A 23,176-nucleotide genomic window follows, 5' to 3' on the forward strand; every position below is an offset into this window, starting at 1 on the left:
TGTCACTCAGCGCCCGGTGAGGCGCCTGGCGTTTTCCAGGTGCGCGGTGAGCTGCTTCTGGATGCGTTCGGTGGCCTCGTCCAGGGCCTTGCGGGTGCGCCGCCCGCTGCCGTCGCCCGCGTCGAAGGGGTCGCCGAAGACGACGTCGACGCGGGAGCGCAGCGGGGGCAGCGCCTTTATCAACCGTCCGGGACGGTCCGTGCTTCCCAGTACCGCGACCGGGACGATCGGGGCACCGCTGCGCACCGCGAAGTAGGCGAGCCCGGCGCGCAGCGAGGCGAAGTCGCCCTCGCCCCGGGTGCCCTCCGGGAAGATGCCCAGGACGCCGCCGTTGTCCAGCACGCCCAGCGCGCGGGCGATGGCCGTGCGGTCGGTGGAGTGGCGGTCGACCTCGACCTGGCCGATGCCGGTCAGGAAGCGTCCCAGCGGGCCGACGAACGCCTCCTTCTTGATCAGGAAGTGCGTCGACCGGGGCGCCACGCCCATGACCATCGGGCCGTCGATGTTGTGCGCGTGGTTGACGGCGTAGATCACCGGGCCGGTGGCGGGCACCCGCCAGGCGCCGAGCACACGCGGCTTCCACAGCCCGTACATCAGGCCGACGCCGATGCGCCGGCCTACCTCGGCACCCTTCTCGGAGGGGGCGGGCGCTGCGGGGGATGCGGTCACTTCCCCGCCCGCTTCTCCTCGACGAGGGTGACGACGCACTCGATGACCTGCGGCAGGGTGAGGGCGGTGGTGTCCACCTCGACCGCGTCGCCGGCCTTGGCCAGCGGGGAGGTCTTGCGGCTGGAGTCGGCCGCGTCCCGCTTGATCAGGGCCTCGCGGGTGGCGTTGACGTCGGCGCCCTTCAGCTCGCCGCTGCGGCGGGCGGCGCGGGCCTCCGCCGAGGCGGTGAGGAAGATTTTCAGGTCGGCGTCGGGCAGCACGGTGGTGCCGATGTCGCGGCCCTCGACGACGATGCCGAGCGGCGCGGCGGCGGCGATGGAGCGCTGGAGCTCGGTGATCCGGGCGCGGATCTCCGGTACGGCGCTGACCGCGCTGACCTTGGAGGTGACCTCCGGGGTGCGGATCGGGCCGGCCACGTCCACGCCGTCGACCGTGATGGTCGGGCCGGCCGGGTCGGTGCCGGAGACGATCTCGGGCTTGCCGGCCGCGGCGGCCACGGCGTGCGGGTCGTCGGTGTCGATGCCGTTGGTCACCATCCACCAGGTGATCGCCCGGTACTGCGCACCGGTGTCCAGGTAGCTCAGGCCGAGCTGTGCGGCCACGGCCTTCGACGTGCTCGACTTGCCCGTGCCGGAGGGGCCGTCGATGGCGACAATCACGGCCGGGGCGGTCGGGGCGGCGCCGTTTTCCACGAGGGGACACCTTCCTGGTGCGGTGCGGTGGGTGGTGTGCGGGACGCGAGCGCGTCCCGCACAAGGTTACCGGGCCGCTGGGCCCCCTCTGACAGGCGTCCGGCGCCCCGTGCTCACTGGCGGATCGCCCAGCCCCGCTCCGTCAGGGCCGCGGTGAGGACGGCGGCGGCCTTCGGCTCCACCATCAGCTGCACCAGACCCGCCTGCTGCCCGGTCGCGTGCTCGATGCGCACGTCCTCGATGTTGACCCCGGCCCGTCCCGCGTCCGCGAAGATGCGGGCCAGCTGGCCGGGCTGGTCGTCGATGAGGACGGCCACCGTCTCGTAGGCCCGCGGGGCCGAGCCGTGCTTGCCGGGGACGCGGACCTGCCCGGCGTTGCCGCGCCGCAGCACCTCGGCGATGCCGGTGCCGCCCTCGCGGCGCTCGTCCTCGTCGGAGGACTGCAGGGCGCGCAGGGCCCGCACCGTCTCCTCCAGGTCGGCGGCGACGTCGGTGAGCAGGTCGGCGACCGGCCCCGGGTTGGCGGAGAGGATGTCGATCCACATCCGGGGGTCGGAGGCGGCGATCCGGGTCACGTCGCGGATGCCCTGGCCGCACAGCCGTACGGCGGCCTCCTCGGCGTGCTCCAGGCGCGCGGCGACCATGCTGGAGACCAGGTGCGGCATGTGCGAGACGAGGGCCACGGCACGGTCGTGGGCGTCCGCGTCCATCACCACCGGCACCGCGCGGCAGTGCGAGACCAGCTCCAGGGCCAGGTTCAGCACCTCGGTGTCGGTGTCCCGGGTCGGGGTCAGCACCCAGGGGCGCCCCTCGAAGAGGTCGGCGGTGGCGGCCAGCGGACCGGACTTCTCCCGGCCGGACATGGGGTGGGTGCCGATGTACGCCGACAGGTCGAGGCCGCGCGCCTCCAGCTCGCGCCGGGGGCCGCCCTTGACGCTGGCCACGTCGATGTAGCCGCGGGCGGCGCCGCGGGCCATGGCGTCGGCGAGCACGTCGGCCACCAGGGCGGGCGGGGCGGCGACGATCGCGAGGTCGACCGGGCCGTCCGGGGCCTCGTCGGTGCCGGCGCCGAGCGCGGCGGCGGTGCGGGCCTGCTCGGGGTCGTGGTCGGCGAGGTGGACGGTGACGCCCCGGTCGGTGAGGGCGAGGGCGGCGGAGGTCCCGATGAGGCCGGTGCCGATGACGAGTGCGGTTCTCACTGGGCGATGTCCTTGCGCAGGGCCGCGGCGGCGCCGAGGTAGACGTGGGCGATGTCGGCGCGGGGCCGGTCCGACTCGATGTGGGCGAGGACACGCACGACGCGGGGCATGGCGCCCTCGATGTCCAGCTCCTGGGCGCAGATCAGCGGCACGTCGGTGATGCCGAGCCCGCGGGCCGCGGCGGCCGGGAAGTCGCTGTGCAGATCGGGGGTGGCGGTGAACCACAGGCTGATCAGGTCGTCGACCGTCAGGCCGTTGCGCTCCATGAGGGCGGTGATCAGGGCCGCGACCTGCTCGTCCATGTGCCCCGCCTCGTCCCGCTCCAGTTGGACGGCGCCCCGGACCGCTCGTACCGCCACGGCGATGCTCCTTGCTCACAGTGCTGACGCATGTATCGGTTCTTGGTCCGTCCAGCCTAGTCAGCCCGCCGCGTACCGGCCCCCGGCGCCCGTCTCCTGAGACGCTGGCCCCGCCGCCTGGAACCCCCCTCCCCCGGAGTTGCGACATGACCCAGAACCCGACCCGCCGTACGGTCCTCCGCTGCACCGGCGCGGGCGCTGTGGCGCTCTGCACGGGCTGCGGCGACGGGGATGGTGACGGCGGTTCCTCGGCCGTCTCGCCCGGGCGGGAGCTGGCGGCCACGGGCGACATCCCGATCGCCGGCGGCAAGATCCTCACCGAGGAGAAGATCGTGGTGACCCAACCGGAGAAGGGCGAGTTCAAGGCGTTCTCGGCGGTCTGCACCCACCAGGGCTGCATCGTGTCCGACGTGCGGGACGGGACCATCGACTGCGCCTGCCACGGCAGCAGGTTCTCCGCGGCCGACGGCTCGGTGGTACGGGGTCCGGCCACGGAGCCGCTGCCCGGCAAGCGGATCACGGTGCGGGGAAATTCGGTCCGCCTGGCCTGAGCGGCCCGCGTACGCTCCCGCCATGCGCCCCCAGACCCCCGAGTCCCTGGTCCGCGACCACACGGTCTACTCCTGCGTCATGGGCTCGCGGGCCTTCGGTCTGGCGACGGAGGACAGCGACACGGACCGCCGGGGCGTCTTCCTCGCCCCGACCGAGCTGTACTGGCGCTTCGAGAAGCCGCCGACGCACGTGGAGGGGCCCGCGGAGGAGCAGTTCAGCTGGGAGCTGGAGCGCTTCTGCGAGCTGGCCCTGCGGGCGAACCCGAACATCCTGGAGTGCCTGCACTCCCCGCTGGTGGAGTCCGTGGACGACACCGGCCGCGAACTGCTCTCCCTGCGCGAGGCCTTCCTCTCCCGCCGGGCCTACGAGACGTTCACCCGGTACGCCCACGGCCAGCGCCGCAAGCTCGACGCCGACGTGCGCACCCACGGCACCCCGCGCTGGAAGCACGCGATGCACCTGCTGCGGCTCCTGACGAGCGCCCGCGACCTGCTGCGCACCGGCGTCCTGACGATCGACGTCGGCGAGGCGCGCGAGTCGCTGCTCGCCGTGAAGCGCGGCGAGGTGCCCTGGCCGGAGGTGGAGACGCGGATGAACCGCCTGGCGCGCGAGGGCGAGGAGGCGGCCCGCCGCAGCCCGCTCCCCGACGAGCCGGACCTGCGCCGGGTGGAGGACTTCCTGGTCCGCACCCGCCGTGCCTCAGCGCTCCAGCCGGGTCCGTACGACGAAGTCCTGCAGGGCGTCGTACGCGGTCGGGGCGTCGGGGAGGGCTGACGCACCCTGCGCCTCGTCCAGCACGGCGTGCAGCCGCTCCATGTCGGCCCGCACGCGCGCGTGGTCGACGCCCGCGTCGCCGTGCTCGCGCTCGGCCTTGGCCGCGATCAGCTCGGGGAGGTAGGCGGGCGCGGCGTCCACCGCCCGGGCGAGGGTGGGCAGGTGGGGCTGCACCTCGCCGACGCGCATCAGGTGGATGCCGGTGAGCAGTACCCGGAAGGTGTACAGCAGCGGCTTCAGCTCTCCGGTCTTCTCGAACAGACGCCACTGGGTGCCCGCGAACCCCCGGTAGGGCGGCCAGCTCGCGGTGGGCGTCGGTGGTGTGCACGACCAGGGGCGACAGCAGCTACTCCAGCACGTAGCCGTTGCGGCGGAGCATCAGGCGTACGAACTTGCGCAGGTCGTGCGTGACCAGGCCCATCGCAGGTCCACGTCGGAGTCGCGGGAGGGGAAGCCGTAGAGGTGGGCGCCGGAGACGGTGGCGAACAGCACCGGGAAGGGCTGTTCGGCCACCACGGGGGCCAGGTCGATGTCCAGGGCGTCGATCACGCGCTCAAGCGTCCCAGAGCGCTCCCAGGCTCAGCAGGTCGCCCCGGTACTCGACGCGGTCCGCCCAGTCGGCGGGCCAGGCGTCGGCCCCGAGGTGCGCACCGGCGAAGGCGCCCGCGAGGCAGGCGATGGAGTCGGAGTCGCCGGCGGTGCAGGCGCCGCGGCGCAGGGCGGTGAGCGGTTCGTCGACGAAGAGCAGGAAGCAGAGCAGCCCGGCCGCCATGGCCTCCTCGGCGATCCAGCCCTCGCCGACGGCCAGGCAGGGGTCGGTCTCGGGCGAGACGGTGCGCACCGCCTCCTGGAGCCGGTCGAGTGTCGCCAGACACTCGTCCCAGCCGCGTGCGATGAAGTGCTCGGGCGTCGGGTCCTGGGCGCGGGTCCACAGGTCGCCGAGCCAGCGCTCGTGGTAGCGGGTGCGGTTGTCGTAGGCGTACGAGCGCAGCCGTCCGACCAGTCCGGTCGGCTCGGCTCCCTCGGCGAGCAGCCGTACGGCGTGCGCCGTGAGGTCGGAGGCGGCGAGCGCGGTGGGGTGCCCGTGGGTGAGCGCGGACTGCAACTGGGCGGCGCCCGCGCGCTGTTCGTCGCTGAGGCCGGGGACGAGCCCGACCGGTGCGACGCGCATGTTGGCGCCGCAGCCCTTGGAGTGGATCTGACTGGCGTCCTGCCAGGGGCGGTCCGGGGTCTTGAGGAGGTTGCAGGCGCGGAGACAGGTGTTGCCCGGCGCCCGGTTGTTCTCCGGGGACTGGTACCAGTCGACGAACTCCTCGCGCACCGGCCGCTCCATGCGCTTGGGGCCGAGCACTCCCCGGTCCATGGCGGTCCGCAGCCCCTTGCCCAGTGCCAGGGTCATCTGGGTGTCGTCGGTGACGATCGCGGGGCGGGGCAGCGCCATCTCCCGCCAGGGGCCGCACTTGGCGAGGATCGACGGCACGTCGTTGAACTCGGTGGGGAAGCCCAGCGCGTCGCCGAGGGCGAGGCCGGTGAGCGCTCCGGTGGCGGCGCGCTTGGTGCCGGTGGTCGTGGTCATGCGGGGCGTCCTTCCCGAGGGGTGCGCAGCAGGGGCGGGTGCAGGGTGGTGGCCGGGCCGGCGCGGTACACGGCGGCGGGCTTGCCGCGGCCTCCGGTCAGGCGGGCGGCGCCCGGGACGGGCTCGACGAAACCGGGGGTGGCGAGGACCTTGCGGCGGAAGTTGGGCCGGTCCAGGGCCGTGCCCCACACCGTCTCGTAGACCTGTTGCAGCTCGCCCAGGGTGAACTCGGCCGGGCAGAAGGCGGTGGCCAGGCAGGTGTACTCCAGCTTGGCGCCGACGCGGTCCCGGGCGTCGGCCAGGATCCGGTCGTGGTCGAAGGCGAGGCCCCGGGCCTCGTCGTACGGCACCCAGCGGGCCTCGGCCGCGTCCCCGCCGCCGTGCGGTTCGGGAGGGTCCGGCAGCAGCGCGGCGAAGGCCACGGAGACGACCCGCATCCGGGGGTCGCGGCCGGGTTCGCTGTAGGTCCGCAGCTGCTCCAGGTGCAGCCCGGTCACGTCCGCCAGGCCGGTCTCCTCGGCCAGCTCGCGCCGGGCCGCCGTCTCCGCCGACTCCTCGGGCAGCAGGAAGCCGCCGGGCAGTGCCCAGCGGCCCGCGTACGGCTCCTGTCCCCGCTCGACGAGCAGCGCGTGCAGGGCGCCCGCGCGGAGCGTGAGAACGGCGAGGTCGACGGTGACGGCGAAGGGTTCGAAAGCGTGCTTGTCGTAGCCGTGCACGAACACCCACCCTCTTAATAGTCACTACGACTATAAAGACGGTGGGTGCTCGGAACAACCCTCGAAGACCTGGGAGACCTAGAAGACCTGGGAGACCTAGAGGTCGACCTCCTGCATCAGCATCCCGACCTCCGTGTTGGACAGGCGGCGCAGCCAGCCCGACTTCTGGTCGCCCAGCGTGATCGGGCCGAAGGAGGTGCGCACCAGCTTGTCGACGGGGAAGCCCGCCTCCGCCAGCATCCGGCGGACGATGTGCTTGCGGCCCTCGTGCAGGGTGACCTCGACCAGGTAGTTCTTGCCGGTCTGCTCGACGACCCGGAAGTGGTCCGCGCGCGCGTACCCGTCCTCCAGCTGGATGCCGTCCTTGAGGCGCTTGCCGAGGTCGCGCGGGATCGGGCCCACGATGTGCGCGAGGTAGGTCTTCTTCACGCCGTACCGGGGGTGGGTCAGGCGGTGCGCCAGCTCGCCGTGGTTGGTGAGCAGGATGATGCCCTCGGTCTCGGTGTCGAGCCGGCCGACGTGGAAGAGGCGGGTCTCGCGGTTGGTGACGTAGTCACCGAGGCACTGGCGGCCCTCCGGGTCCTCCATGGTGGAGACGACACCGGCGGGCTTGTTGAGCGAGAAGAACTGGTACGACTGCGTGGCGACGGTCAGCCCGTCGACCTTTACCTCGTCCTTCTCCGGGTCGACGCGGCGGCCCTGCTCCAGCACGATCTCGCCGTTGATCTCGACCCTGGCCTGCTCGATCAGCTCCTCGCAGGCGCGCCGGGAGCCGTAGCCCGCGCGCGCGAGGACCTTCTGGAGCCGCTCGCCCTCCTGCTCGGCGCCCGGGAAGGTCTTGGGCAGCTTGACGTCCTTCTTGCCCGCGTACCGCTCGCGGTTGCGCTCCTCGGCCCGCGTCTCGTACTCGCGGGACGTGGCCGGGGCGCTGCGGCCACGCTGCTGGGGCCGCTTGGGGCCGCCCTTGGCGCCGCCGCGGGCCGAGGGTCCCCGGCCCGACTTCGGGCCGTCCTTGGTGGCGCCGGGGCCCACGTCGTAGCGCCGCTCCTCCGGGCGCGGCTTCTTGGGACGGCCGCCCTGCTTGTCGTCGCGGTCGTTGCCGGCGCCGCGGTAGTTGCCGCGGCCACCGCCACTCCCGCCGCGGCCGCCGCTGTTGCCACCACGGCTCCCGCCGTTGTTTCCGCTGCTGTTCCTGCCGCTGCTGCTTCGCATCAAAATTCCGTCTTGTCGTGTGCGCCCTCGGAATCCGGGGCGTCCGGATCGAACGACGGGACCGCTTCCAGCGTCTCGGCCTCGATCGCCTCCGCCTCCGGGAGGAAGGGCGCGAGCTCCGGGAGCTCGTCCAGGCCGCGCAGGCCCATCCGCTCCAGGAAGTAGTTCGTCGTCACGTACAGGATCGCACCTGTTTCGGGTTCCGTGCCCGCCTCCTCGACCAGACCCCGCTGGAGGAGGGTGCGCATCACGCCGTCGCAGTTCACGCCGCGCACCGCGGAGACGCGGCTGCGGCTGACCGGCTGGCGGTAGGCGACCACGGCGAGGGTCTCCAGGGCGGCCTGGGTGAGGCGGGCGTGCTGGCCGTCCAGGACGAAGCCCTCGACGGCCGCGGCGTACTCGGGCCGGCTGTAGAAGCGCCAGCCCCCGGCGACCAGGCGCAGCTCGAAACCGCGACCCTGGACGGCGTACTCGTCGGCCAGCTCGCGCAGGGCGTCCGCGATCCGCCGCCGGGGCCGGTGCAGTATCTTCGCCAGCCGCTCCTCGGTCGCGGGCTCGTCGACGACCATGAGGACGGCTTCGAGGGCGGGCTTGAGGTCGAGTCCGGCGACGCCGTCCGGAGCCTCGGTGGCCGCCTCGGCCTCGGTGGTCTGCTCCCTCACGCCTTCTGCTCCTCCTTCGGGGCCTCGGGCGGCCGGTCGAACTCGTCGGTCACCACCGGCTGCGTCTCCCCGTCACCGCCGGTCCAGCGCACCAGCAGGTCGCCGAGGGCCATCTCCTGGTCCAGCTCGACGGCCTTCTCCCGGTACAGCTCCAGCAGGGCGAGGAAGCGGGCGACGACGGTCAGGGTGTCCTCGGTGTCCTGGACCAGCACGCGGAAGCTGGCCTCGCCCAGTTCCTTCAGGCGGGCGACCACGATCCCGGCCTGCTCCTGCACGCTGACCAGGGGGGCGTGGATGTGTTCCACGTACACCTGCGGCCGGGGCTTCGGCTGCATCGCCTTCACGGCGAGCCTGGCGAAGCCCTCGGGGCCGATGCTGATGACCACCTCGGGCAGCAGCTCGGCGTGGTGCGGCTCCAGGCCCACGGTACGGGGGTAGCGGCGGGCCTCGGTCTCCAGCCGCTCGTTGAAGATCTCCGCGATCCGCTTGTACGCGCGGTACTGGAGCAGGCGGGCGAAGAGCAGGTCGCGGGCCTCCAGGAGGGCCAGGTCGGCCTCGTCCTCGACCTCGGCGGCGGGCAGCAGCCGGGCCGCCTTCAGGTCCAGCAGCGTGGCCGCGACCACCAGGAACTCGGTGGTCCGGTCGAGGTCCCAGTCCGGCCCCATCGCCCGGATGTGCGCCATGAACTCGTCGGTCACCTTCGACAGCGCGACCTCGGTGACGTCCATCTTGTGCTTGGAGATCAACTGGAGAAGCAGATCGAACGGCCCCTCGAAGTTGGCGAGCCGCACCGTGAAGACACCGTCGTCCCCGGGGTCCTGTGCGGGCCCGGTGGGCGACTCGGGGGCGAGGGCGCCCCGAGCCTGGTCGGCCGCCCGCACCCGCGGCTCGGTCCGCGTCCCGGGGTCCGCTGTGCCCGGGCCCGTCGTGGGCGTTTCGGTGTCCGAAGGACCGGGGTGGTCCCGTCCGTCCGCGTCCGGTCGTGCCGTCTCCCGGACCCGCGCCGGGTCTCCGGGCTCCTCGGCCGGGGCGGGGGCGGTTTCTCCCCGGACGTGCCGGTCGCCGTCCTGCGACGACGCAACGGGGCCGGAGTGCGTATCCTCTCCGGGCTCCCCCGCCGTGGGGGCCTCCACTGCGGCCGCCGACACCTCCGGACCCCTGCCCAGGGCACGCCGGCGGGCGGCGCGCGGGCCGCGGCCGGGGTGGGGGGCGTCGTTCGAGGTCATGGCCCCCGCAGGCTACCGCTAGCGTCCGCGCAGCCGTCGTACGAGGATGCTGGCGTCCCCGCGGGTCTCCAGGTCCGCCAGGACCACGGCGACCGCCTCGCGGACGATGCGGCCGCGGTCCACGGCCAGGCCGTGCTCGCCCCGGAGCACCAGGCGGGCGTGCTCCAGGTCCATCAGTTCCTCGGCGGAGACATACACGGTGATCTTCTCGTCGTGGCGCTCACGCCCGCTGGGGCGCCGTGCGGCGGCCCTGCCGCGCTTGCGGGGCCGGTCGGCGCCAGCGGCGGCAGAACCTTCCTGCGCGCCCGTCCCCGGCCCGGAGGGCCGTGCGGAGCGCTCCGTGCCCCGCGTGTGCGTCTCGCCCGCCGAGCCCGCCTCCGCGTCCGCCGCCGCGTGCTCCGCGCCCTCGCCGTCCCCGGCCTGCGCGGGCACCGACTGCGGTCCGTCCTCGGCGGCTGCCTGGTCGCTCTCCCCCGCCGGGGCCGGCACCCGGGCCTCGCCGCCCGCCGGTCGCCGCGGGGTGGACGCCTGGAGCGCCGTTCCCCCTGTCGTACGGAAGAGTTCGTCGGCCCCCGGCAGACTCACTCGGCGTGACACCGGGCGAGCACCTCCCTGGCGAGCTGGCGGTAGGCGGCGGCACCGACGGAGTTGGACGCGTACGTGGTGATCGGCTCACCGGCGACCGTGGTCTCCGGGAAGCGGACCGTGCGCCCGATGACCGTGTGGTAGACGTGGTCGTCGAACGCCTCGACGACCCGCGCGAGCACCTCGCGGCTGTGCACCGTGCGCGAGTCGTACATCGTGGCGAGGATGCCGTCGAGCTCCAGGTCGGGGTTGAGCCGCTCCTGGACCTTCTCGATCGTCTCGGTCAGCAGCGCCACACCGCGCAGCGCGAAGAACTCGCACTCCAGCGGCACGATCACCTTGTGCGCCGCGGTCAGCGCGTTGACCGTGAGCAGGCCGAGCGAGGGCTGGCAGTCGATCACGATGTAGTCGTAGTCGTCCATCAGCGGCTTCAGCGCCCGCTGGAGGGTGGACTCGCGCGCCACCTCGCTCACCAGCTGCACCTCGGCCGCCGACAGGTCGATGTTGCTGGGCAGCAGGTCCATGTTGGGGACCGCGGTCTTCAGCAGCACCTCGTCGGCCGCCATGCCCCGCTCCATGAGCAGGTTGTAGACGGTGAGGTCGAGTTCCATCGGGTTGACGCCGAGTCCGACCGACAGCGCGCCCTGCGGGTCGAAGTCGACGAGCAGCACCCGGCGCCCGTACTCGGCGAGCGCGGCACCCAGGTTGATGGTCGACGTGGTCTTGCCCACGCCGCCCTTCTGGTTGCACATCGCGATGATCTTGGCGGGGCCGTGCTCGGTCAGCGGGCCCGGGATCGGGAAGTACGGCAGCGGGCGTCCGGTCGGGCCGATGCGCTCGCGGCGCTGCCGGGCCGCGTCGGGCGCGAGCGTGGCGGCGTACTCGGGATCCGGCTCGTACTCCGCGTCCGGGTCGTAGAAGTGCCCCTCGGGCAGTTCGTCGTAGTCGGCGAAGTGGTTGCGTGGCGCGCCACTTCCGTCGCCGGCCATGGCGTTCACGTGTTGGCCATCCATACTCATGTGTGCTGTCCGAGTTGCCTGCGGACTCTGGTGGTCGGCTGCGGAGGTGCGTACAGCCACGGAGCCGACAGCCTCGAGACATCCGGGACCGCGGGTCCGTGCCGGCATTCCTGGTTGACCACCCCCGGGAGTAAATGTCGACTCATTCACAAGTCGTCTTACCTCCTTGGTGACCAGGGAACTTCTCGACAGGTCAGCGTGGCACCATGCCGACGTTCGGCGACTCTATGGCGTGTCGGCCGTCCGCAGCAACACAATCCGCCGGACCCGGCCCGATGTGTCGGCAATGAAACATCCCTCTGTCAAGGGCGTACGGCCGTCGCACAGCAGGTTTCACCGGTGCGCGAATCGGTTGAAGCGTTACGTTCGAGGCGAGTTGACCGAGAATCGCAAAGTGACCATACACACACCCGGCCGGACCTTGTCGGGCAAGGTCCGGCCGGGTGTGCGGGGTTGACGACGACTGTTGACGTATCGCCTTTGCCGTTTGATGACTTACGCGAGTGACGACTCAGGCGAGCAGAGTCGCCGGGTCGACATACTCCAGGCCGTGCGCCTCGGCGACCTCGCGGTAAACCACCTTGCCGTCATGGGTGTTGAGGCCCTTGGCCAGCGCGGGGTCGCGGCGCAGCGCCTCGGCCCAGCCGCGGTCGGCCAGCTCGACGATGTAGGGCAGCGTGGCGTTGGTGAGCGCGTTGGTCGAGGTGTTGGGCACCGCGCCCGGCATGTTGGCGACGCAGTAGAAGACCGAGTTGTGGACCCTGAAGGTCGGCTCGGCGTGCGTGGTCGGGTGCGAGTCCTCGAAGCAGCCGCCCTGGTCGATCGCGATGTCGACAAGGACACTGCCCGGCTTCATCCGGGAGACCAGCTCGTTGGTGACCAGCTTCGGGGCCTTGGCGCCCGGGATGAGCACCGCGCCGATGACCAGGTCGGCGTCGACGACGGCCTTCTCCAGCTCGAAGGAGTTGGACATGACGGCCTTGACCTTGGTGCCGAAGATCTTGTCGGCCTCGCGCAGCTTGTTGATGTCGCGGTCGAGCAGGGTCACGTCGAAGCCCATGCCGACGGCGATCTGGGTGGCGTTCCAGCCGGAGACGCCGCCGCCGATGACGACGGCCTTGGCGGGGGTCACGCCCGGCACGCCGCCGGGCAGCACGCCGCGCCCGCCGTTGGGGGCCATCAGGTGGTAGGCGCCGACCTGCGGGGCGATCCGGCCCGCGACCTCGGACATCGGGGCCAGCAGCGGCAGCGCGCGGCCGGGCAGCTCGACCGTCTCGTAGGCGATGGCGGTGGTGCCGGACGCGATGAGCGCGTCCGTGCACTCCTTGGAGGCGGCCAGGTGCAGGTAGGTGAAGAGCGTCTGGTCCTTGCGCAGGCGGTGGTACTCCTCCGCGATCGGCTCCTTGACCTTCAGGAGCAGGTCCGCGGTGGCCCACACCTCGTCGGCGGTGCCGAGTATCCGCGCGCCGGCCGCGACGTACTCCTCGTCGGGGATCGAGGAGCCGACGCCGGCGTTGTGCTCGATGACGACCTGGTGACCGTGGCGCACCAGCTCGTGCACGCCGGCGGGGGTGATGGCCACCCGGAACTCGTTGTTCTTGACCTCGCGGGGGATGCCGACCTTCACGTGGATCACGGTCCTTGGCTCAGAGGATGGGCTATTACAAGGCATACCCGCTCAAGCGCGGGCACACCGGGAGAGACCGCAGGAGAACGTGCGGCAGAGCCAGTCTAATGAAGGTGTTCCCTCTGTCTAGCCTTTCAAAGCATTAATCTTCAGACGATGTGCTGCGGATTTCGCAGGCATCTGCGGGATCTTCCCTCAGCATCCGTTCGGCCACGCCCCGCTCCAGGCCGGCCGCGGTGGGGTCGCCGAGCCGGTCCAGCGTGTCGGCGAGCCGCAGGTGCAGCGCGGCCTGGAGCCGTACGTCCTCGGCCCGGCGGGCCCAGTCGACGGCCTCCCGGCAGGTGCGCAGCGACTCCTCGGGGCGCCCGGCGTACTCCTGGACCCGGGCCAGCTCGGCCAGTGCCCGCGCGTGCGCCGCCACGTCCCCCGCCTTGCGGTGCCCGGCCGCCGCGGCGCGCCAGGACCGCACCGCCTCGCCGTAGCGTCCGGCGTAGGTGTGGGCGGTGGCGAGGCGGCCGTAGACCCGGGCGGCGTCGGCGCGCTCGTCCCGGGCGAGGCGCTGGGCGAGGGCCCGGCCGAACCAGTCGGCGGCGCGGTCGTAGTCCCCGAGCTCCAGGTGGGCGCCGCCGACGGATTCCATCGCGCGGCCGGTCGCGTACGGGTCGTTCGCCTCGCGTCCGGCGTCCAGCGCGGCCCGGTAGCGCACCAGGGCCTCGGCGGTGCGGCCGGTGCGGGCGTCCAAATCGGCCAGGTTCAGCAGGGCCGCGGCCTTCTCCCGGGGCAGCTCGCGGCGCTCGGCCACGTCGAGGACGAGGCGGTGGACGCCGTACAGGTCGGGAGCCGCGGCCTGGGTGCCGAAGTGGGCGACCATGGCCCGCACCAGCTGGGACATCAGTCTGCGGGCGAGGGTGTCCAGCTCGCCGTCGGCGACCGCGAGGCGGGCCGCGGCCAGCAGGGCGGGGCGCCGGGCGCGCAGCCAGTCGGCGGCGGCCCCGGGGTGCGGGAAGCGCAGGTCGCGCGGCGTGGCGAGGAGCCTCTCGCGGGCCTGCGGGCTGTCGGTCTCGGTGACCGCCCGGCAGGACTGGAGCAGCCGCACGGTCCGCTCCAGCATGCGGGCGCGGGCCAGTTGCAGCTCGGCGGGCCGGTCGTGCTTGCGGGCGAGGGCGCTCAGCCGGCCGTGCAGGCACCCGGGGACCTCGTACTCGGGCAGCGGCGAGTCGACGGCGCGCAGCAGGCCGAGGCCGACGAAGTCGTCCAGGGTGGTGCGGGCGCCGCTCACCGAGCAGCCGGCGAGCGCGGAGGCGGTGTGCGGGTCGACCCGGCCCGCCGGGGCGAGGGAGAGCAGCCGCAGCATGCGGGCGGCGGTGCTGGGCAGCGACGCGTAGACGAGGCGGAAGACGCGGTCGAGCGCGCTCCCCTCGTCGCTCTCCGCGTGCACGTGCTTGGCCAGGTCGGCGACGGCCGCCTGGGGACGGGCCGCGAGCCAGCCGCCGGCCAGGGTCAGCGCGGCGGGCTGGGCCTGGCACAGCTCGACCAGTTGTTCGGCGGCCCGGGGGTCGACGGTGATGCGGACCGAGCCGGTGTGGCGGGACAGCAGTTCCACGGCCGACTTGGTGTCCAGGCCGCCCAGCGTGCACGGGCGGACGTCCGCGATGCCGGTCAGCGGGCCCTCGGCCACGGCGACGGCCAGGCAGTCCGGGGTGTCCGGCAGCAGGGCGTCGACCTGCTCGGCGTCGGCGACGGCGTCCAGCAGGAGCAGGACCCTGCGGTCGGCGAGCGCGGTGCGCAGGGTTTCGGTCAGGTCGTCCTCGTCGGCCCCGGGCGGCGCGGTGCGGTCCAGTGCGGTGAGCAGGTCCCGGGCGACGCGTGCGACGGGGACGCGGGAGCCGTCCGGCTCGCTCAGCCGGGCCCGCAGCACGCCGTCCGGGTAGTCGTCCGCGACGCGCGCGGCCAGTTCCTCCGCGAGCGCGGTGCGCCCCGAGCCGGGACGGCCCGCGATCAGCAGCACGCGCGCGCGGGGGGCCTTGCGGCCGGAGAGGGTGTCGAGGCCGGCGCGCTCGATGTCGGCGCGCAGCTCCTTCAGCTCCCGGGTGCGGCCCAGGAATCCGCTGTCCGCAGCAGGGTCCTGCGACAGTCGTACGCCGTCCGTGTCCACCGCCTGATCCGTCACGGGCCACACTCCCGATCCCACCGCACGCCGGTGCCCGCCGGAAGCCCGGTTCGGGCGTTTGAGAGCCTAGTTCACGCTCTGCGACGTTCCCGGTGGAGCGCGGCGGGCAGATCCCCCGATCGGATCAGCCGATGGTCACACCAGTAGGGGCTCCGAGGGCACTCTCAGGCCTCGAAGGGGCGGGCCGGCCACGGCGCCTGGGCCGGACGCAGGGCGTCGAGCCCGTCGCCCTGCTCGGCGGCGACCAGCGAGAGCACGCCCACGACCAGGCAGTTGTTGTGCAGCTCGCCCGCGAGCACCCCCCGGACCAGGTCGGCCACGGGCACCCGCGCCAGCTCCATGTCGGCCTCTTCGTCCTCGACCTCGAAGCGCTCGCCGGCGGCCTCGGACAGGTCCCGGGCGAGGAAGATCCGTACGGCCTCGTCGCAGCCGCCGGGGGTGGTGTACACGTCGGTCAGCACCCGCCAGTCCTCGGCCTTGACGTGCGCCTCCTCGTACAGCTCGCGCTGGGCGGCGTGCAGCGGGTTCTCGCCGGGGACGTCGAGCAGGCCGGCCGGGATCTCCCACAGCTTCTCGCGCACCGGGTGCCGGTACTGCCGGATGACCAGCACCCGGCCCTCGCCGTCCAGGGCGAGGACGGCGACCGAGCCGGGGTGGACCTGGTAGTCGCGGGTCACCACGGAGCCGTCGGGCATCACCACGTCGTCCGTGCGGACCGAGGTCTTCTTGCCCTGGAAGGGGGTCTGGCTGCCCCGGATCTCCCACTCCTCGGGAGTGTCCTTGATCATGCTGCCCGTCATTGCCTGACCTGCCCTTCCAGACGTACGCGAAAGCCGGGGCCCGCGCCGTCGAGTGCGCGTGCCCCGGCCACCGTACAACTGGTGTGTTACTTCGACGTCTTCCGCTCGACCGCGGCCTTGACCAGCCCGGCGAAGAGCGGGTGCGGGCGGGTCGGGCGCGAGCGCAGCTCCGGGTGCGCCTGCGTGGCGACCAGGTAGGGGTGGACGTCGCGCGGGTACTCGACGTACTCGACGAGCTTGCCGTCCGGGGAGGTGCCCGAGAAGAGGAGGCCGGCCTTCTTCTCCAGCTCCGCGCGGTAGGCGTTGTTCACCTCGTAGCGGTGGCGGTGCCGCTCCTCGACGTACTCCTTGCCGTCGTAGACCTCGCGCACGATGGAGCCCTCGGCCAGCTTCGCCGGGTACATACCGAGCCGCATGGTGCCGCCCATGTCGCCCTCGCCGGCCACGATGTCCAGCTGCTCGGCCATGGTGGAGACGACCGGGTGGGCGGTGGCGGGGTCGAACTCGGTGGAGTTGGCGTCCGCGATGCCGGCCAGGTTGCGCGCGGCCTCGACCACGATGCACTGGAGGCCGAGGCAGAGGCCGAGCAGCGGGACGCGGTTCTCACGGGCGTACTTGATCGCACCGACCTTGCCGGTCACGCCGCGCTCGCCGAAGCCGCCGGGGATGCAGATCGCGTCGACGTCGCCGAGCTGCGCCTTGGCACCGGCCGGGGTCTTGCAGTCGTCGGACGTGACCCACTTGATCTTCACGCGGGCCTTGTTGGCGAAGCCGCCCGCGCGCAGCGCCTCGGTGACCGAGAGGTAGGCGTCGGGCAGGTCGATGTACTTGCCGACCAGGGCCATGACGATCTCGTGCTCGGGCTTGTGGACGCGGTCGAGCAGGTCGTCCCAGGTCGTCCAGTCCACGTCGCGGAACGGCAGGTCCATCTTGCGGACGACGTAGGCGTCCAGGCCCTCGGTGTGCACGACCTTGGGGATGTCGTAGATGGAGCGGGCGTCGGGGCAGGCCACCACGGCCGCCTCGTCGACGTCGCACATCAGCGAGATCTTGCGCTTGATCGCGGTCGGGACCTCGCGGTCGCAGCGCAGCACGATCGCGTCCGGCTGGATACCGATGTTGCGCAGGGCGGCGACGCTGTGCTGGGTCGGCTTGGTCTTCAGCTCGCCCGACGGGCCGATGTAGGGCAGGAGCGAGATGTGCACGACGAACACGTTGTCCCGGCCGACCTCGTGCCGGACCTGGCGGACGGTCTCCAGGAACGGCAGCGACTCGATGTCGCCGACCGTGCCGCCGACCTCGGTGATCACGACGTCGACCTCGTCCGTCGCCATGCGGCGGATGCGGTGCTTGATCTCGTTGGTGATGTGCGGGATGACCTGGACGGTGTCGCCCAGGTACTCGCCGCGCCGCTCCTTGGCGATCACCGTGGAGTACACCTGGCCGGTGGTGACGTTGGCCGAGCCGTCGAGGTCGCGGTCGAGGAAGCGCTCGTAGTGGCCGATGTCCAGGTCGGTCTCGGCGCCGTCGTTGGTGACGAACACCTCACCGTGCTGGAACGGGTTCATCGTGCCGGGGTCGACGTTCAGGTACGGGTCGAGCTTCTGCATCACGACGCGCAGGCCCCGGGCCTTGAGCAGCATGCCGAGGCTGGAGGCGGTGAGCCCCTTGCCGAGCGAGGAGGCGACACCCCCGGTGACGAAGATGTGCTTGGTCGTCGAAGATTTGGGCGGCATGGCCAAGAGGGGGCTCCCGTGGTCGCGGTCTGGGGTGCGGTGCGTTCGTCCTCCGCCCCGGTCGTCCGGGGGTCGTCGGCGGCGCCGTCGCTGCGGTTCCGGGGTTTTTCTCCCACCGGTCCACGGGCTACCAGCGTATCAGCGCCTCGGGGCGATGGCGTCCGGCCACCCTCCGCGCACGCCCGGACACGCAGGTGGGACCGTTACCGTTTCCTCACCCGGTGGTCACCCGTTCGGCGGACCCGGGTTGCCCGGAGCGGCACACAGATCATCTACGTGCGTCGTATCCTGCTCGGACGTTCGCTGCCGAGCCCGCCCGGCGACACGGCACCACCCCTCGCCCGTCAGCACCGGAACAACGAGAGCTCGTCAGTTCGTTGAGCGACAATTGTCGTTCGGGGCACCCCGTTTGGCTGCACGGCCGGACGGCTGCTTTGCTTCATGGCTCAACGAGGCATGGCACACAGGACCGACATCCTCACCACATATTCCCTGACACACACCTCTGACCCCACCCTTGACCGCTGACCGCACTAGCGACCGCCCCCATGCGGGGTGACGTGGCCGTTCGACTGGAGTTGCACGTGGCCGGGCGCATCGAAGACTACGCACTCATCGGAGACATGCAGACCGCTGCCCTGGTCTGCCGGGACGGCACAGTCGACTGGCTGTGCCTGCCCCGCTTCGACTCGCATGCCATCTTCGCCGGCCTGCTGGGCACCGGGGAGCACGGATTCTGGCGGCTCGGCCCCGCGTACGCGCCCGGCGCCGAACCGCCCACCTCGACCCGCCGGACCTACCGCGGCGACTCCCTGATCCTGGAGTCCGAGTGGGACACCCCGCGCGGCACCGTCCGGGTGATCGATTTCATGCCACCGCGCGACGGCGCGCCGCAGCTGATCCGGATCGTGGAGGGCGTCTCCGGCCGGGTGCCGATGCGCTCGGAGCTGCGGATGCGGTTCAGCTACGGCCGGGTGGTCCCCTGGGTGCACAAGCACGAGGGCCGCACGGTGGCCGTCGCGGGCCCGGACTCCGTGTGGTTCGACACAGAGGCGGAGACCTACGGCAAGGCGCTCACCACGTACGCGGACTTCACGGTGGCGCCGGGTGACCGGATCGCGTTCACCATCTCGTGGGAGCCCTCGCACAAGGAGCCGCCGGCGCTGCCGGAGCCCGAGCAGTCGCTGGTGGCCACCGAGGACTTCTGGCGCGACTGGGTCGAGCACTGTACGTACCACGGTCCCTACCGGGAGGCCGTGGTCCGCTCCCTGATCACGCTGAAGGCCCTGACGTACGCCCCCACCGGCGGCATCGTCGCCGCGCCCACCACCTCCCTGCCGGAGGACATCGGCGGCGTCCGCAACTGGGACTACCGCTACACCTGGCTGCGCGACGCGGCGATCACGCTCTCCTCGCTGCTGCGCACGGGCTACCGCGAGGAGGCCCGCGCCTGGCGCGAGTGGCTGCTGCGCGCGGTCGCCGGCGACCCCGAGAACCTTCAGATCATGTACGGCATCGCGGGCGAGCGCGAGCTGGGCGAGGCGGAGCTGGACTGGCTGCCCGGCTACGAGGGCTCCGGCCCGGTCCGGGTCGGCAACGGCGCGGCCCACCAGCTCCAGCTGGACGTCTACGGCGAGGTGACCGAGGCCCTGCACCTGGGCCACATGACGGGCCTGGCCCGCAACGACTACGCGTCGGTGCTCCAGCTCAAGCTGATCCGGTACCTGGAGTCCCACTGGCACGAGCCGGACGAGGGCATCTGGGAGGTGCGCGGCCCGCGCCGCCACTTCGTGCACTCCAAGGTGATGGCCTGGGTCGCCGTCGACCGCACCATCAAGCTGATCGAGTCCGGCGACGCCGACGGCCCGCTGGAGCGCTGGAAGCAGCTGCGCGACGACATCCACCGGGACGTGTGCGAGAAGGGCTACGACAAGGAACGCAACACCTTCACGCAGTCCTACGGCTCCCAGGAGCTGGACGCCTCCCTGCTGCTGATCCCGCAGATGGGCTTCCTGCCGCCGGACGACAAGCGGGTCATCGGCACCATCGAGGCCATCCAGCGTGAGCTGTCCACCTCGGACGGCTTCATCCTGCGCTACCCGACGGACGGCAAGGACGAGGGCGTGGACGGTCTGCCGGGCGACGAGGGGGCCTTCCTGGCCTGCTCGTTCTGGATGGCGGACGACCTGGCGATGATCGGCCGGGTCGACGAGGCGCGGAAGCTGTTCGAGAAGCTCCTCTCGCTGCGCAACGACCTGGGCCTGCTGGCCGAGGAGTGGGACCCCCGCCTGCAACGCCAGGTCGGCAACTTCCCCCAGGCCTTCAGCCACGTCCCCCTGATCGACACGGCCCTCAGGCTGACGGCGAGCGGGGCGTACGGCGGCTGAGCACGGGGCGCTCGGCGCCTGAACGGCAGCAGGTCCGTTGCGGGCCGTCCGGCCGCTGGACGTGCCCGGCGCCACGCCGGCCGGGCGCCCGGCCGCGTCACCCGCAAGGGCTCGTCGGGGGGAAGCCGGGTGGATGTCCGGGGCGGTGCCGCGCCGGGTAGCGTCCGGCCCATGGACAGCGGCATGAACAGCGGATTCGACACGCAGGGCGCCGGGATCACCGTGCGGCGGGCACTGGAGCTGCCCGGGCTGCGCAGCGGTCTGCCGGAGGTCCTGGCGGGCGCCGACCGCATGCAGCGCACGGTGCGCTGGGTGCACGCCGGTGAGGTACCCAACATCGCCTCGCTGCTCAAGGGCGGCGAACTGCTGCTGACCACGGGGTACGGCCTCGGCACCCGTCCCGCCGAGCAGCGGGCGTTCGTGCGCACGCTGGCCGAGCGGGGCATCGCGGCGCTCGTCGTGGAGCTGGGCCCGCGCTTCGCCCGGCTGCCGGCGGCGCTGGTCGACACGGCCCGCGCGGCCGGGCTGCCGCTGGTGCAGCTGCACCGCGAGGTGCCGTTCGTGACGGTCACCGAGGAGATCCACACCGAGATCGTCAACGGCCACTACGCGCTGCTCCAGCGTGCCGAGGAGGTGCACCGCCGCTGCACCGAGGCCCTGCTGGGCGGCGGCGGAGTGCCCCAGGTCCTCGCCATCCTGGCCGACTTCGCCGGCAACCCGGTCTTCCTGGAGACCACCGACGGCCGCCTGCTGTACGCCGCCGGTTCCGGGCCCGAGGGCGCCGACCCCCTCCAGGTCTGGGAGGGGCTGCGGGGCCCGCACAAGGAGGCGCCGCCCCCGGCGGGCTCGGTGCTCGTGGACGTGCCCGGCGGCGGACCGGGCACCGGGTCGGTCCGGGCCCGCCTCGCCCTGCTGCCGGTACGGTCCCCGCTGGCGCCGGTGCACCGGATGGCGGCGGAGCGGGCGGCGGGCATCCTCGCCGTGGTGCTGATGCAGGCCCGGCAGGAGGAGGAGCTGGCGGCGCGCGGGCGGGGCGACTTCCTCACCGACCTCGCCGAGGGCCGGATCACCGCCGAGGACGCCCCGGCGCAGGCCCGGGTCCTGGGCTTCAAACCGGGCTCGGGCCCCCTGCTGCCGGTGGTGATGCGGCTGGGTGACGCCCTGTCCCCGGCGGGCGGCGGCTGGGCGGTGCTGGCGCGCGCGGTCGCCGAGGAACTGGCCTCGGTGGGGGTTCCGGTCCTGCTGGGCGTGCGGCCGGTGGAAGGCCGGGTCCCGCTGCTGCTGGGGCTGCGCTCGGAGTCGGAGCGGGCGGCGGTCGCCGACCGGGTCGCGGCGGCGCTGCGGGCGGGCGCGGAGCGGGCCGGGATGCAGCGGCCGGGGGCGCAGCCGCCCGTCGTGGTCGTCGGGGTCCCCGGCGGCTGGGCGGCGGCCTCGGCGGGCCTCAGGCACGCGGCGGAGACCGCGACCGCGGCGCAGGGCCTGACCGACCGGCCCTGGTACGACGCCCGGCGCCTGGACATCGACCTGCTGCTGTGGCGGCTGCGCGAGCACCCGGACCTGGCGGCGTTCGTGGACCGGGCGATCGGCCCGCTGCGGGACCACGACGAGCGCGCGAAGCCGCCCCTGCTGCCCACCCTCCAGACGTACCTGGCCCACGCCGGCCGCAAGGCGGAGACGGCCCGCGAACTCCACCTCAACCGGCAGACGCTCTACAACCGGCTGGCGAGGATCGGGGAGTTGCTGGGCACGGACCTCGACGACCCGCAGACCGTACTGGCGTTGAGCCTGGCCCTGCGCGCCCGCCGGCACGTGCCCTAGGGCCTGTCCGGCGGAGCCTGTCCGGCGGAGTCCGAGGCGGGTGCCTAGAGCAACGGCGTGGGCTGCGTCAACTCGTCGTAGATGCTCAGCACCTGGGCGACGGTCTCGTCCTCGGTCGGCCAGGTGGCCGTCTGCCGTGCGCCCCGCTCCCGCAGCTCGTCCCGCCGCGCGGGGTCGGCGAGCAGGCGGACCACGGCGTCGGCGAGCGCCCGCGCGTCCCCCGGTGGCACGAGTTCGGCGGCGTCGCCGACCAGCTCGGGGATGCCGCCGGCGGCACCGGCGACGAGCGGCACGCGCGCGTGGAGTGCCTCCTGGGCGAGGAGGGAACGCCCCGGCTCCCGGCGGCTCGGCAGCAGCGCCAGGTCGGCCGCCGCCAGCAGGTCCGGCACGTCGTCGCGGCTGCCGACGAGCACCACCGGCAGTCCCTCGCCCTCGATCCGCCCCTGCAACTCGCCGCGCAGCGGCCCCTCCCCGGCGACCACGACCAGCGGTGCCGGGTCGAGGCGGCGCCACACGCGGGCGGCGTCGAGCAGGACGTCGTAGCCCCGGTGCGGCTCCAGGGAGCCGACGGCGACGAGCAACGGGCGGTCGATGACGCCGAGTTCGGCCCGGACCTTGGGCCGCAGCCGGTCGGGGTCCTCGGGACCGGCGGGCCGGTCCGGCCGGGCGGGCAGTGCGACGGGGCCGAGCCGGGCGTCCCGCGCGCCCGTCCGCCGCGCCCCGTCGACCAGTTCGGAGGTGGCGCCGAGCACGACGGTGGCGGCCTTCATCACCCGCCGCTCCAGCACGCGCAGCAACTGGCCGCGGGCTCCCTCGGCGTGCGCCCGGTCGTGCCAGGTGACGACGAGCGGTGTGCGCACGCGCCGCCCGCCCAGGGCCAGGGCGGCCCGGAAGGAGGCGTGCAGCCCGTGCGCGTGCACCAGGTCGGCCTCGGCGCACACCGTGCGCAGCGCGGCCACCGAGACGGGATCGCTGCTGCGCGGCACGGGCACGTGGTCGGCCCCGGCGCCCGTGAAGTCGTAGATGCGCTCCGCATCAAAGGGGGCGCACACCGTCACTTTCACGCCCCGTGCGACGAGCCCCGCGGCCAGCGAGCGCACGTGCGCGCTGCTGCCGGCGTTGCCGCCGCCCAGCACCTGCACGGTGCGCAGGGGCGACTGGCCGTGCGGTGAGTGGCTGCTCACGGGGGTCACCTGGCCGCGGCTCCTGGTTCGGCGGGGGGACGGTCACGAAGAACGTACAGAAGGATGGTGCGGACGGGGCGCGCCGGGCGGATTCCGGTGCGCCGCTCCGTCAAGGATGCCAGGCCGCACGGGTGTTCCGGGAACGACGACCGCCGCGCCCGGACGGCCGACGGGACAACGACACGGAACCGCCTCACTCGTACGAGTGAATGT

At 73.0% G+C, this 23,176-nt stretch carries 20 protein-coding genes and 1 pseudogene; 4 read left to right on the forward strand and 17 right to left on the reverse strand.

Annotated features, from left to right (window positions below; translation table 11 throughout):
• Nucleotides 1-6: 6 nt before the first annotated feature.
• The 4 genes from ACIRGB_RS34030 to aroH all read right to left on the reverse strand — a co-directional run bounded on the left by ACIRGB_RS34030 (nucleotide 7) and on the right by aroH (nucleotide 2,919).
• Nucleotides 7-669 carry a lysophospholipid acyltransferase family protein gene (locus tag ACIRGB_RS34030; protein WP_403873035.1) on the reverse strand — a complete coding sequence of 221 codons (663 nt, stop codon included), beginning with the start codon at nucleotides 667-669 and terminating at the stop codon, nucleotides 7-9.
• Entirely contained in the window at nucleotides 666-1,361 is a 696-nt protein-coding gene (gene cmk, locus ACIRGB_RS34035) for a (d)CMP kinase (RefSeq protein ID WP_403873037.1), read from the reverse strand. Before cmk ends, ACIRGB_RS34030 begins: the two co-directional genes overlap by 4 nt.
• A gap of 113 nt (nucleotides 1,362-1,474) precedes the next feature.
• A complete protein-coding gene (locus tag ACIRGB_RS34040) occupies nucleotides 1,475-2,560 on the reverse strand; it encodes a prephenate dehydrogenase (RefSeq protein WP_403873039.1) in 1,086 nt (361 codons plus the stop codon).
• Nucleotides 2,557-2,919, reverse strand: coding sequence for a chorismate mutase (gene aroH / locus ACIRGB_RS34045; protein WP_403873041.1), 363 nt, complete (start codon nucleotides 2,917-2,919; stop codon nucleotides 2,557-2,559). The genes ACIRGB_RS34040 and aroH overlap by 4 nt, the downstream gene beginning before the upstream one ends.
• Nucleotides 2,920-3,065: 146 nt before the next feature.
• On the opposite strand from aroH, the gene ACIRGB_RS34050 reads away from it, so the two are divergent.
• The gene (locus ACIRGB_RS34050; protein WP_403873043.1) at nucleotides 3,066-3,470 is read left to right on the forward strand and encodes a Rieske (2Fe-2S) protein; all 405 of its coding nucleotides are present in this window, start codon (nucleotides 3,066-3,068) and stop codon (nucleotides 3,468-3,470) included.
• A gap of 22 nt (nucleotides 3,471-3,492) precedes the next feature.
• A complete protein-coding gene (locus ACIRGB_RS34055; RefSeq protein ID WP_403873044.1) occupies nucleotides 3,493-4,245 on the forward strand; it encodes a DNA polymerase beta superfamily protein in 753 nt (250 codons plus the stop codon).
• Here ACIRGB_RS34055 and ACIRGB_RS34060 read toward each other — a convergent pair.
• From ACIRGB_RS34060 to ACIRGB_RS34115, 12 genes and pseudogenes are all read right to left on the reverse strand, one after another.
• A pseudogene (locus ACIRGB_RS34060) lies at nucleotides 4,171-4,794 on the reverse strand (DNA polymerase beta superfamily protein). The gene ACIRGB_RS34055 and the pseudogene ACIRGB_RS34060 sit on opposite strands and share 75 nt — an antisense overlap.
• Nucleotides 4,795-4,798: 4 nt before the next feature.
• Complete coding sequence (locus ACIRGB_RS34065) at nucleotides 4,799-5,821, reverse strand: ADP-ribosylglycohydrolase family protein (RefSeq protein ID WP_403873046.1); 1,023 nt, start codon at nucleotides 5,819-5,821, stop codon at nucleotides 4,799-4,801.
• Entirely contained in the window at nucleotides 5,818-6,537 is a 720-nt protein-coding gene (locus tag ACIRGB_RS34070; protein ID WP_403873048.1) for an NUDIX hydrolase, read from the reverse strand. Before ACIRGB_RS34070 ends, ACIRGB_RS34065 begins: the two co-directional genes overlap by 4 nt.
• A gap of 96 nt (nucleotides 6,538-6,633) precedes the next feature.
• Nucleotides 6,634-7,749 (reverse strand): pseudouridine synthase, encoded by a 1,116-nt coding sequence (locus ACIRGB_RS34075; RefSeq protein WP_403873050.1) that lies wholly within the window; start codon nucleotides 7,747-7,749, stop codon nucleotides 6,634-6,636.
• Nucleotides 7,749-8,318: an SMC-Scp complex subunit ScpB gene (gene scpB, locus ACIRGB_RS34080; protein WP_403873105.1), complete on the reverse strand. Its 570-nt coding sequence runs from the start codon at nucleotides 8,316-8,318 to the stop codon at nucleotides 7,749-7,751. The genes ACIRGB_RS34075 and scpB overlap by 1 nt, the downstream gene beginning before the upstream one ends.
• Nucleotides 8,319-8,407: 89 nt before the next feature.
• Entirely contained in the window at nucleotides 8,408-9,637 is a 1,230-nt protein-coding gene (locus ACIRGB_RS34085) for a segregation/condensation protein A (protein WP_403873052.1), read from the reverse strand.
• A gap of 18 nt (nucleotides 9,638-9,655) precedes the next feature.
• Entirely contained in the window at nucleotides 9,656-10,234 is a 579-nt protein-coding gene (locus ACIRGB_RS34090; protein ID WP_403873055.1) for a hypothetical protein, read from the reverse strand.
• Entirely contained in the window at nucleotides 10,219-11,349 is a 1,131-nt protein-coding gene (locus ACIRGB_RS34095) for a ParA family protein (protein ID WP_403873058.1), read from the reverse strand. Before ACIRGB_RS34095 ends, ACIRGB_RS34090 begins: the two co-directional genes overlap by 16 nt.
• 403 nt (nucleotides 11,350-11,752) lie before the next feature.
• A complete protein-coding gene (gene ald / locus ACIRGB_RS34100; RefSeq protein ID WP_403873108.1) occupies nucleotides 11,753-12,868 on the reverse strand; it encodes an alanine dehydrogenase in 1,116 nt (371 codons plus the stop codon).
• Between the two features lie 142 nt (nucleotides 12,869-13,010).
• Nucleotides 13,011-15,038, reverse strand: coding sequence for a tetratricopeptide repeat protein (locus ACIRGB_RS34105; RefSeq protein ID WP_403873061.1), 2,028 nt, complete (start codon nucleotides 15,036-15,038; stop codon nucleotides 13,011-13,013).
• 164 nt (nucleotides 15,039-15,202) lie between these two features.
• Entirely contained in the window at nucleotides 15,203-15,838 is a 636-nt protein-coding gene (locus ACIRGB_RS34110) for an NUDIX domain-containing protein (RefSeq protein WP_403873063.1), read from the reverse strand.
• An 86-nt stretch (nucleotides 15,839-15,924) separates the two neighbouring features.
• Entirely contained in the window at nucleotides 15,925-17,574 is a 1,650-nt protein-coding gene (locus tag ACIRGB_RS34115) for a CTP synthase (protein WP_403873065.1), read from the reverse strand.
• Nucleotides 17,575-18,158: 584 nt separating this feature from the next.
• On the opposite strand from ACIRGB_RS34115, the gene ACIRGB_RS34120 reads away from it, so the two are divergent.
• Together ACIRGB_RS34120 and ACIRGB_RS34125 are read left to right on the forward strand one after the other, a co-directional pair.
• Complete coding sequence (locus ACIRGB_RS34120) at nucleotides 18,159-19,961, forward strand: glycoside hydrolase family 15 protein (protein ID WP_403873111.1); 1,803 nt, start codon at nucleotides 18,159-18,161, stop codon at nucleotides 19,959-19,961.
• Nucleotides 19,962-20,132: 171 nt separating this feature from the next.
• Nucleotides 20,133-21,779 carry a PucR family transcriptional regulator gene (locus tag ACIRGB_RS34125; protein ID WP_403873068.1) on the forward strand — a complete coding sequence of 549 codons (1,647 nt, stop codon included), beginning with the start codon at nucleotides 20,133-20,135 and terminating at the stop codon, nucleotides 21,777-21,779.
• Between the two features lie 44 nt (nucleotides 21,780-21,823).
• Here the strand turns inward: ACIRGB_RS34125 and ACIRGB_RS34130 are convergent, their stop codons facing one another.
• Nucleotides 21,824-22,972 carry a glycosyltransferase family 4 protein gene (locus ACIRGB_RS34130; RefSeq protein ID WP_403873071.1) on the reverse strand — a complete coding sequence of 383 codons (1,149 nt, stop codon included), beginning with the start codon at nucleotides 22,970-22,972 and terminating at the stop codon, nucleotides 21,824-21,826.
• Between the last annotated feature and the right edge of the window lie 204 nt (nucleotides 22,973-23,176).

Origin of the sequence: Streptomyces sp. NPDC102490 (genome assembly GCF_044765285.1) — a bacterium.
Classification (GTDB): domain Bacteria; phylum Actinomycetota; class Actinomycetes; order Streptomycetales; family Streptomycetaceae; genus Streptomyces.

What these genes read in the sequence shown, in the direction of transcription:
- ACIRGB_RS34050 (WP_403873043.1), top strand. Translation starts at nt 3,066, where the DNA reads ATGACCCAGAACCCGACCCGCCGTACGGTCCTCCGCTGCACCGGCGCG.
- ACIRGB_RS34055 (WP_403873044.1), top strand. Translation starts at nt 3,493, where the DNA reads ATGCGCCCCCAGACCCCCGAGTCCCTGGTCCGCGACCACACGGTCTAC.
- ACIRGB_RS34065 (WP_403873046.1), bottom strand. Translation starts at nt 5,821, where the DNA reads ATGACCACGACCACCGGCACCAAGCGCGCCGCCACCGGAGCGCTCACC.
- ACIRGB_RS34075 (WP_403873050.1), bottom strand. Translation starts at nt 7,749, where the DNA reads ATGCGAAGCAGCAGCGGCAGGAACAGCAGCGGAAACAACGGCGGGAGC.
- scpB (WP_403873105.1), bottom strand. Translation starts at nt 8,318, where the DNA reads ATGGTCGTCGACGAGCCCGCGACCGAGGAGCGGCTGGCGAAGATACTG.
- ACIRGB_RS34085 (WP_403873052.1), bottom strand. Translation starts at nt 9,637, where the DNA reads ATGACCTCGAACGACGCCCCCCACCCCGGCCGCGGCCCGCGCGCCGCC.
- ACIRGB_RS34095 (WP_403873058.1), bottom strand. Translation starts at nt 11,349, where the DNA reads ATGCCGGCACGGACCCGCGGTCCCGGATGTCTCGAGGCTGTCGGCTCC.
- ACIRGB_RS34110 (WP_403873063.1), bottom strand. Translation starts at nt 15,838, where the DNA reads ATGACGGGCAGCATGATCAAGGACACTCCCGAGGAGTGGGAGATCCGG.
- ACIRGB_RS34115 (WP_403873065.1), bottom strand. Translation starts at nt 17,574, where the DNA reads ATGCCGCCCAAATCTTCGACGACCAAGCACATCTTCGTCACCGGGGGT.
- ACIRGB_RS34125 (WP_403873068.1), top strand. Translation starts at nt 20,133, where the DNA reads ATGGACAGCGGCATGAACAGCGGATTCGACACGCAGGGCGCCGGGATC.